This window comes from Deinococcus sp. (genome assembly GCF_030523985.1).
Classification (GTDB): Bacteria; Deinococcota; Deinococci; order Deinococcales; family Deinococcaceae; genus Deinococcus.
This window is the reverse complement of record NZ_JAUNHK010000002.1, coordinates 2,928-13,536: the sequence shown is the minus strand read 5'-3', so window position 1 is coordinate 13,536 and position 10,609 is coordinate 2,928. Positions and strand designations below refer to the sequence as shown.

The 10,609-nt window shown below is 70.9% G+C and carries 3 protein-coding genes; 2 read left to right on the top strand and 1 reads right to left on the bottom strand.

Annotated features, from left to right (window positions below):
• Window positions 1-75: 75 nt before the first annotated feature.
• Both Q4C89_RS00600 and Q4C89_RS00595 read left to right on the top strand, forming a co-directional pair.
• Complete coding sequence (locus Q4C89_RS00600) at window positions 76-7,254, top strand: translocation/assembly module TamB domain-containing protein (RefSeq protein ID WP_303100669.1); 7,179 nt, start codon at window positions 76-78, stop codon at window positions 7,252-7,254.
• 164 nt (window positions 7,255-7,418) lie between these two features.
• The gene (locus Q4C89_RS00595; RefSeq protein WP_303100668.1) at window positions 7,419-10,001 is read left to right on the top strand and encodes a S8 family serine peptidase; all 2,583 of its coding nucleotides are present in this window, start codon (window positions 7,419-7,421) and stop codon (window positions 9,999-10,001) included.
• 64 nt (window positions 10,002-10,065) lie between these two features.
• Here the strand turns inward: Q4C89_RS00595 and Q4C89_RS00590 are convergent.
• The coding region (locus Q4C89_RS00590; RefSeq protein WP_303100667.1) for a 4Fe-4S double cluster binding domain-containing protein at window positions 10,066-10,609 on the bottom strand (544 nt) is incomplete at its 5' end.

Here is a 10,609-nt window from a genome sequence, read left to right as displayed (position 1 = left end):
ACGCGCTACCAGGGCCAGCCGCTCGATTTCACGGCCCAGGCCGACTGGCGAAATGGGCTGCGGGTCACGGGGCTGGTGTCGCATCCGCGCCTGCTGGTGCCGCTGCGCTACGGCCCCGATGGACTCAGGATTCAGAATGCCCGCCTGAACGCCCGTCTGCTGGCCCCCGTGTTGCCCGGCGCGGCAGGCGAGGTCGGCCTGAACCTGAACGTGCCGGGGCTGGACTGGCAGCGGGCCACCGGTCTGGCGCGGCTGAACGTGCAGGCCCAGGGCCAACCGTTGACCGGGACGCTGGCCCTGCGTGACGGCGCTCTGGACGGCGACCTGCGGGCCGGGCCGCTGACCCTCACGGCGCGGCGCGGCGCCCTGGCCCTGAGCGGCAAGGTGGCGGACCACGCGCTGCGGGCCAGCGGGCGGCTGACCCTACCCGCCCAGCTCAGCGACCTGCGGGTGAACGTGGCGGGGCCGTACCTGGGCGCCTCGGCAGTGGGGAGCCTGAACGACCTGCGCGGCACGCTCACCCTGCGCGAGCAGCAGTTCGGCGGCGCGGCGCGGCTGGTCGTTCCCGTGCAGAGTTTTCCGCTGCGGGCCTCCGCCACGGCGGGGCGGGTGCAGGTCTCGGGCCTGAGCTATGCGGGCGGGCGCTGGTCGGGCGGCTTGAACGCGGCCTACACCCTCTGGACAGGCGACCTCAAACGGGCCGGGCGACTGCGGCTGGCGGGCGGCGGCAAGGTGCTGGCGGCTTTCCCGTCGGGGCCACTGTCGGGGCGCGTGGGCCTGCTGCCGAGCGTGGGCGGCGAAGTCTCCACGTCCCTCACGCCCTTCGTGGGCCCCCTGCCGCCCGAAGTGCGGGCCAGCCTGCAACCGGGCCGACTCTGGGCCAAAGTCAGCGCGTCGGGGGCCGAGGTGCGCCTTCAGAACACCCGGTATCAGGGCGAGGCGCTGGGCCTGAATGCCGCCGTGTCGTGGCTGGGCGGCATGCGGGCGGCGGGACGCCTGACCCATCCCGGCACCCTCTTGCCCTTCGAATACGGCGGGGAGGGCCTGCGCGTCAGTGGCGGCGTGCTGAGTGCGCGGGTGCTGCGGCCCGTGCTGCCGGACGCGGCGGGCAGGCTGCGCCTCGACCTGAACGTGCCTGACCTCGACTGGGCGCGGGCGACGGGACAGGCCCACCTCGACCTGAGCGCGGGGGGGCAGCAGGCGCGGGGCGCGGTCACGCTGCGGGCGGGGCAACTGGCGGCAGACCTCGCCAGTACGCTGGGCGGGCAGACCGTCACCGTGCGCGGGCCGCTCTATCCCCAGGCCGACGCCGCACTGACGGTGGGCGGCGTGCGCGGCACCCTGACGGGAAGCGCCGAACGCGAATTGACCCTGCGGGCGCGGGGAAGGTGGGAGCAGCGCGACCTCGACCTGGTGCTGCGCGGCACGGGCCTGACCGGAGCGGCGGCGCGGGCCGACCTGAACGCGGAGGTGAGCGGCGCGACCCTGACTGCCTCCGCCCAACGCGGAACTGGCGCGGGACTGGCGGCCTGGAAGGTGGGCGGGCACCTGCTGGCCCCCGACCTGACCACCCTGGGCGGGCCTGCCGGACAACTCGGCGCGGCCCTGAGCGGCACCCTGAACGACCTGCGCCTGAACGCGGCGGGACAGGCGGCGGGCGTCACCTTCACGGCCCCGCTGCGCTACGCGGGCGGCGAACTGCGGGTCAGCGGTCTGCAGGCCCAATTGCCTTCCCAGACGGCGGGCGGGTCAGGACTGGGCGAAGTTACGGCGAGCGGCACCCTCTGGCCCCGACTGGCGCTCTCGGGCCGCGCCCGCTTGAACGAAGGCGCTCCCGGCGACTACACGGCCCAGGTCACGGGGAGCCTCGCCCGGCCCGACTTGCGGGTGCAGGGCCGCCTGAATGAAGGACTGGCGGGCCTGGACGCGGCGGGCACGCGCCTGGAGGCCCGTCTGCTGGGCCAGGACTGGAAACTCGACCTCAGCGGCGAGCGCCTGAGCGGAGAGCTGCGGGGCCGCCTGAACAGTGGCGCGGCGGCAGGGCTGACCACCGCCCGCCTGAACCTGAACGCCCGCTACCGCAGCGGCACGGGCGACGGCGGCACCGGGAACAATGGCGTGGACGTGGGCCTGAGCGGGCCGCTGGGCTGGAACGCCCGCCAGGGCTGGAGCGGCAGCGTGCGGGCCACGGGCGACGTGCCGGGCGGCCCCCTCGACGCCGTGCTGGACGGGCGCGGCACCCTGAACCTCGCCGGAAGCCTGGGCCTGGGCGAGCGGCAGGCGACCTTCACCGGGCAGTTGCCGGCGGGCTTGCCGCTGCGTCCCGGTGGCGAGCTGACTTTGCAGCGCGTGGACCTGGGAGCCTTCTGGAACCGCGCCGGGCAACTGCGGGCCAGCGGGCGGGCCACCCTGGGCGGCTCATCGTGGGACAAGCTGACGGCGGCCTTCAGCGGACAACTCGACGACGCGGCGGGCGAACTGTCGGGCGCGGTGCAGGCCAGTTACGCCGCCGGAGACGCCGAAGTGCATCTGCGCGGCGCGGCTTTGCAAGGGGACGCCACGCTACGGGCCGGACGCTACGCCGCCACCCTGAAGACCAGCCGAATTCAGGCCGCCCGCCTGCTGCCGGGCACCCTGAATCTGCCCGAACTGACCTTCGCCGGAGCCTTCGACCTCAGCGGCACACTGGCGGGTGGCCCCGAGCGCCTGCGCCTGCAACGCGCCGCCCTGCGTGGCCTGCACCGCGAGGCTGGCCCCTTCTCGCTTTACGGCGACGCCGAATACGACCCCCGCCTGGAGCGCCTGAGCGCCGACCTGCGCGGCAGCCTGCGCGGGGGGCAGGTGCGGGCGCAGGGGACGCTGCCGCAGGGCCTTCAGGTCAACGTGCGGGACGTGGCGGCGGCCTACCCTGGCGCGGCGTCGTTTGGACAGGGCGGGCAGGGCAAGCTGGGTGCCGACCTGAACCTCACTGGGGCGCTGCGTGACCCCCACCTCGCCGGAAAAGTCACGGGCGCGGTGCAGACGGAACAGGGCCTCTTCGACCTGCTGCTGACGGTGGGCGGACAGGTGCGCCGCCTCGACCTTCATGCCCGCGTGCAGGCGTCCGGGCAGGCGCGGGGCACGCTCTATGCCGAGGCTCGGCAACTCGACGCCACCCAGCCACAAAACGGGCGAGTACGGGTCTACGGCACGCTGGCCAGCGCCCAGGCGCGGGTCAAGGCCGACCTTGGGGGGATCTGGCCCCGGCTGGCGGGCGACCTCAGCGCTACGGTGCCGGGTCTGCCCACGCCCGTCACCCTGCGCGGGGACGGGGCGGGGGGCTACGACGTGGCAGCGGGCGCCCTCGGCGGCGGGCAGGTCACGCTCACGCCGGGCGAGGGAGCCGTGCCGGGGCTGACGGGCCGACTCACCCTCAATCCTCTGGCGCTGGCAGAAGGGGCACAGGGTCAGGCGAACGTCCAGGCCGACCTCGGCGGCACCCTCGCCGCGCCCACCCTCGCCGCCACGCTGGACACGGCGGGCGTGCAAGTCGGCGGGGCTGGCCTGCCTGACCTGCGCGGCAGCGTGACGGGGCGGCTGAGCGACCTCTCGACCCTCAGCGGCAGCTTTGTTCAGAACGGGGCCGAGGGGCCAGTCGCCTCGCTCAAGGGCCAAACCCTCTCCCTGCTGGGCCTGCGCCTGGAAGGAGCCGGGGCCACCGTCACCCTGCGCGGGCAGGCCAGCCCCGGCGTGGCGAACGTGACCGCCCAGGCGACGGGCACGGTGGCGGGCGAGGTCAAGGCCAGCTACGACCGGGGCAGCCTCAGCGCCAGCGGGCAGGTCAGCAGTCAGGGCGTGCAAGCGGCGCTGGACGTGCGGGCCAACACCTACACGGGCTGGGCCGGGAGCGTTCGCGTGACCGGGGGGCCGCAGGGCGTCCTCACCGAGCCGCTGGCCCTCAAGCTCGGCGGAGCCTATGCCCATCCGCTGCTGACGGGCGAGGGCGGCCTGCTGGGAGCGCGGGCGCGGGTGGTCGCCGGGTCACGCGGCGTGCAGGTGCGGCTGGTGGACGGGCCGGACGCCACCGCCAACGGTCTGGTCGAACTGCGCCCCGACGAACGCGGCGAGTGGCAGTGGCACGGCGCGGCCAGCCTCAGTCGCCCGGAACTGGCTTTCAGCGTCACGCCGTCTGGCCCACTCGCTGACCCCGACCTGCTGCTGACGCTGCGCCGGGGCGAATGGCGGGCGAGCGGCAGCGCCGGGCTGACCCAGGCCGACCTGCGCCTGAGCGACGGCACCCGCGAAGGGTCGCTGACCTGGAAAAACGAGCAACTGCGCGCCGACCTGCCGGGTCTCGACCTCTCGCGCCTGGGCGTGCGGGGCCTGAGCGGGTCGCTCTTTGCGAGCGGGCAGGTGAGCAGCCGCACCCAGAGCGGGGCGGTGCAGTTCCGGGTCACGGGGCTGACTTCGCCGCAGACCATCCCAGTGCTGGGCCTCGCGCCTGCGGGCGATATCGGCGGCACCGTGACGCTGACCGGGGGCCGCCCCAGCGTGCAGGCCAGGGCCGACCTGAACGCCGGAACCCTCGACCTCAGCGCCGTGCAGGTGCCGGGTCAGGGCGGCGTGCAGCCCCACTGGGAAGGACAACTCGGCGGCACGCTGCGCCGGGGAACAGGCCAAATCGTGCTCGACCTGCGGGCGGCAGCGGGCAGCCTGAGCGGTGGGGCCGAGGTAAAGGGCTACCCCCTCGACCTCGCGGGGCAAAGCGTGACCGCCGACGGGCAACTGAAGCTGGCCGGGCGCACCTTCAGCGCGGCGCTCACCGCCCGCAACGGCATGGGCAGCGCCCGCCTGAACGCTGCGGGGGGCGTGGCGGACACCCTGCCCAGCGTGGGCGCACTGCTGGCGGTGGCCCCCACCGGAGACGGCTACGACGCCCGCGCCACCCTCGACGCCGTGGACCTCGCCGCACTCAAGATTGCGCCCGGTCTGGCGGGTAAGGTTTACGGCGCCGCCAACCTGAGCGACGGCGGCTCGACCTTCTTCCTGGCGTCGGACGGGGTGCAACTGGGCGAGAAAAACCTGCCGCTGCGTGTCGAGGGCACGCGGGTCGCAGAAAGCTGGCGGCTGCGCGGCTTCCTTGACCGTTCCGACTTCACGGCGGGCCTCAGCGGGGGCGAGGTGTTCGGGCAAAGCACTTTGCAGGCGTTGCCGCTGGGCGCCGTCGTGGCGGCCTTCACGGGCACCACGCCGGGCGAGGGCGTCGTGACCGGGGTGGCCCGTTTCCGCTTCCCACTTTCCGACCCCCTGGCGGGCCGCGCCTCGGTCGTCGCCGAGCGCATCCGGGTGAGTGCCGAGCGGCAGGAAAACGGGCAGACCGTCACCGAAACCCTCACGGGCACGGGCAGCCTGGACTATGCCGAGCGCGAACTTCGTAGCATCAACGTGCAGCTCGGCGGGGCCGGAACCTGGGACGTGCGCGGGCAGTACACCCGGCAGAAGGTGGATGTCAACGCCCGTTTCACCGACGCCACCTTCACCCCGGTGCTGCGGCTGGTGCCGGGGCTGGCCGACCTGAACCCGGCGCTCCAGGGAACCATTCTGCTCAGCGCCGCCGGAACCTACGACCGCCCACGCGGGCTGCTGCGGGCCGAGAATCTGGTGGGCGAAGTGGGCGGCCTGACCGTGCGCGTGCCGAATTTCGCGGGCGACTTGCCCGACAGCGGGGCGTTTACAGCGGGCGGGCGCATCCAGACGGGCGGCACCCTGGGGGCCGACGGTCAGGTGGACGTGCGCGGTCAGCTCACCCTGGGCAAACTCAGCGACACGGTGGCGACCTTCAGCGGCCTGTTCGCGCCCGAAGCCCTCGGCCCGCTGCCCAACACCACCCTGACCTTGCGCCAGCAGGGCGACACCGGCTGGCGACTGGAAGCGCGTAGCCGCAGCGTCAACCCCGTCAGCGGCGCGGGCACCCTGACGCTCGAAGGTGACCTGGTGCCGCGCTGGAACCTGACCCTACGGGCCAACAACTACAACCTGCCCATCGCCGCCATCTATGCCCGCGAAAGTGCGCTGACCGGAGAATTCCGCGTGGTGGACGGGGGCGATTTCGTGCGGGTCAGCGGCGAGGGCGACTTTGCCCGCCTGACGCTGGGCCGGGTAGACGCGCCCGATACCCTGCCTGCGGCTCCCGGCAAAACCACTCCGGGCCAGAGCGGTGACACCTTCGTCAGCCCACTGCCCGAGCAGTACACGACGTTCGCCAAGCCTGCCGCCACGGGCGGTGCAGCGGGTACGCCACCTGCGACCCCGGCACGGCCGCTGCTGGAGCGCATCCTGCTCGACGACCTGCGCCTGCGGGCTTCGGGTGGTATTCGCCTGGACGAAACCCTGGCCCGCGCCGAATTCAGCACGCCCGGCCTGACCGTGTCCGGCACGGCGGCCCGCCCCCGGATTCGCGGTGAAATCGTGGCGCAGCGCGGCAGTATCTTCCTGCGCGAAAACGAATTCGTCATCACCCAGAGCAATGTGACCTTCAGCGGCGACGGCCTTTATCCGTCGTTCAGCCTCGCGGCGCGGGGCACGGTGCCGTCGGCCTCCACCCGTCAGCAGGTGCCCATTTTGCTCAGCGTGCGCGGCAACTTCCGCACCACCGACGGCCTTCAGGGCGTGCTGGACCTCGACACGCAGCTCAGTTGCGCCGAGACCAGCGAGCAGTGCCTGAACCCTCAGACCCGCAACGCCTACACCCAGGAGGAACTGTACGCGCTGGTCGCCACGGGCGTCCCCGACCTCAACAACCTGTCGGGCAACCTCGCCGCTCTGGGCACGAGCGCCGTGCAGACCGCGCTGAACGTCTTTTTCCTGGGTGAACTGGAGCGCACCCTGGCGCGTGGGCTGGGCGTGGACGTGCTGCGCCTGACGCCCGCGCTGGGGCTGGACGGCAGCGTCAACGCCACGCTGACCGTCGGTTCCTACCTCACCCGCGACCTCTTCGTGCAGTATCAGGTGGATTTGCGCGGCGCGGGCCTGATCAACGCGACCTATTCCACCCCCGACGGGCGTTTTACCTTCAACGTGAGTACGCCCCTCAACGGCCTCGACCTCCAGAGCGTGCGCCCCAACTTCAAAGTGGCCTACAACGTCAACCCGCGCCTGAGTTTCAGCGTGGGCGTCGAAACGAAGGCCGAGCAGGCGGCCTCGGCTGGCGTGGCGGCGCGGCCCGAGAGCACCGAATTGCGGTTCGGGGTGACGTACCGGATCGGGGGCAGGTGAGGGCGCGGATAGCTGATAGCAGATGGCTGAGGACGTTTGCCATCAGCTATCGGCCATCAGCTCTTTGCCATTCGCCCGGTGACTGATGCTCAACTGACCTCCCCTGAAGGTCTCCTCATAGACCATTCAGGGGAGGTCATGTGTGGGCGCGTAGGCTGAGCGTCATGAGACAACCTTCCAAAATCCTGACTGTCCTGGGAGCCGCCCTGGCCCTGGGAGCGGCTTCTCAGGCCAGCGCCGGAACCCTCTCGCCCACTTTGCTCCAGCGTGCCCGCGCTGGAGACCAGACCCAGGTGGGCGTCATCGTGCGCTTCAATGTGTCCAACACCGGTCAGGGCCGCGCCCTGTTCAAGAACCTGCGCGGGCAGCTCAACAGCCAGATTGCCAAGCTGGGGCCGAGCGCCGGGTTTCTCAAGCAGGCCATCAACGACAAGAAAACCACCGAGCTGTGGCTCGACCAGAGCATCTACCTGCCCATGACCCCGGTGCAGGCCCGCGCCGTGTCGCTGCTGCCCTTCGTCTCCGAGGTGTTCGAGAACTTCAAGGTGCAAATTCCCAAAGCGGTGGCTCTGAGTAACAGCGCCGCGCCCGCCGGAACGCCCTGGCACCTGCAAAACATCGGTGCGCCTCAGGCCTGGGCCGCCGGATTCAAGGGACAGGGCATCCGCATCGGGCACCTCGACAGCGGCATCGACGCTTCGCACCCCGAACTGGCAGGCAAAGTGGCGGCCTTCCAGGAATTCAACGCCGAGGGTGACCGGGTCAGCAGCCAGCCCCGCGATACCACCGACCACGGCACCCACACGGCGGCCCTGCTGGTCGGCTCCAAGGTGGGCGTCGCGCCGAGCGCCAAGGTCATCAGCGCCCTGGTGCTGCCCAACAACGAAGGCACCTTCGCGCAGGTCATCGCCGGAATGCAGTACGTCCTCGACCCCGACAACAACGCCGACACCAACGACGGCGCACAGATCGTCAACATGAGCCTGGGTATTCCCGGCACCTGGGACGAATTCATCGTGCCCGTGGACAACATGATCAAGGCGGGTGTGGTTCCGGTGTTCGCCATCGGCAACTTCGGCCCCACGGCGGGGAGCACCGGTAGCCCCGGCAACCTGCCCCAGGCCATCGGCGTAGGCGCGGTCAACCAGGCCGGACAGGTCGCCAGCTTCAGCAGCCGTGGCCCGGTGGCGTGGCAGGGCAAAATCAACGGTGTCTTTACCAAGCCCGACATCGCCGCCCCTGGCGACACGATTACCAGTGCGCTGCCCAGCGGCAAGTACGGAGCCAAGAGCGGTTCCTCGCAGGCCAGCCCCCTGGCGGCGGGTGCGGTGGCGGTCATGCTCTCGGCCAAGCCCGGCACCAGCGTGGATGCGGTCAAGAATGCCCTTTACACCACGGCCAGCAACGCCAGCGCCAAGAACAACAACACCGGCTTCGGGCAAATCAGCCTGCCGGGCGCACTGGGCAAACTCGGCGTGAATGTGACTTCTACGCCGACCCCGACGCCCACACCTACCCCCACTCCCACTCCTACGCCGACCCCAACCCCGACGCCCACGCCAACCCCTACGCCTGCGCCCACTCCGACGCCCACTCCTGCGCCAGCCCCCACGCCCACCCCTCCGGCAGCGCAGCCCACGGGTCCCTCGGGCTACACCCTCTGCGCGGTCGAAGGCGGCACCTGCACCAATGTCGCCAACCGGGAAATGGCCTTCGGCACGGCAGGCAAATATGTGTTCGGCACGAACGACGCCGCTCCCAACGTGGCCTGCACGGTGGCCGAATGGGGCGGCTATAACCCGGCACCGGGCGTCGTCAAGGGCTGCTTCGTGAAGAACGTGGCAAATCCTGCACCCACACCGACTCCTGCTCCGAAGCCGACGCCCGCACCTGCGCCTACCAACAGCACCAAGCCCACGGTCCTCCTCGTTGACGACGACATGGGGCAGGGAGCAGACGTGACGGCGACGCTGCGTGACGCCATCAAAGCCAACGCGGCCTCGGCGCTGGTTTGGAACACCCAGACGATGGGAGCCGTGCCCCTCGATCAGCTGCAGCGCGCCCAGGTGGTCATCTGGGCCTCGGGCGAGCAGTATCAGAACACCATCACGCCCGCCGACCAGAACACCTTGCAGCAGTACCTCGCGGGCGGCGGCAAACTGATCGTGACTGGGCAGGACATCGGCTACGACATCGGCCAGAGCAGCTTCTACACTGGCGTTCTTAAGACCCGCTTCGTGGCCGACTCCAGCGGGAACCCCAAGTTCGTGACCAGTGGGGCCTTCGGCAACACCGCCTTTACGCTCAACGCTTCGGGCAGCGCCATGAACCAGTTCTACCCCGATGTAATTGCCGACCTCAGCGGCAGTGCCACCGTCGCCTCGTGGGGCACGGCCAACGCCACCGCCGGAACCATCACCGCCCAGAGCATTCAGGTGAACGGGCGCAACGACACCAACCGCCAGCGGGCCGCCCAGAAAGCCCAGAACCAGCGCGGTCTGGTCGAAGACCTCGCCGCCAACGTCATCAACGCCGCGCTGAGCCAGATTTTCGGGGGCAGCAACGCCGCTTCGGCTCGTCCCGCGCCCCGTATCCAGGCCCAGAGCACGGGTGAGAACGCCGGAGCCATCGTCGCCAACGATGCTGGCAAGTACAAGACCGTCACGATGGGCTTTGGCATGGAAGGCCTGACGCCCAACAGCCGCAATCTGCTGATGAAGACCACCTTCGACTGGCTGATGCGCTAAGGGTTTGGAAGCCAAAGGGTCTAGGGGACAGTCTCCCTTAGACCCTTTTTCCGCTTTTTGACCTTCAGCCCTGCTCTGCTGAGAGAACCCGTAGCGCCGAGGCCCGCACCCGTTCGTCGGGGTCGCTGACCAGCTTTTCCAGTTCAGCCGTCTCCCCCCACTGCGCCAGCGCCCAGGCCGCCGCTTCGCGCACTTCCCAGGCGGGGTCGGCGGCTCCGGCCAGCAGCAGCGGCCAGCCCTCGGGGGCGCGGGTGTTGCCCAGCACGGTCAGCGCGTTGCGGGCCATCCCCTTGCGGCGCGGGCGCAGAAAAGCGGTTCCGGCCCATTCCCGCTCGAATTGCCGCTCGCTGACGCCGAAAAAGCGGCTCAGGTCGGGATGCGCCAGTTCGGGGCGCGGGGTAAAAAACCGCGCCAGCGGCCCCGCCTTGACCGTCCAGGGGCAGACCTCGCTGCAAATGTCGCAGCCGAACAACCACTCGCCCACCCCGCGCCGCCACTCGTTGGGCAGTGGCCCCCGGTGTTCGATGGTGAGGTACGACACGCAGCGCCGGGCATCTATGGCGCGGTCAGGCCCGATGGCCGCCGTCGGGCAGGCCGAGATGCAGCGG

Bases quoted from the DNA above. Each gene is read 5' to 3' on its own strand.
- Q4C89_RS00595 (WP_303100668.1), top strand. From the start codon at position 7,419: ATGAGACAACCTTCCAAAATCCTGACTGTCCTGGGAGCCGCCCTGGCC.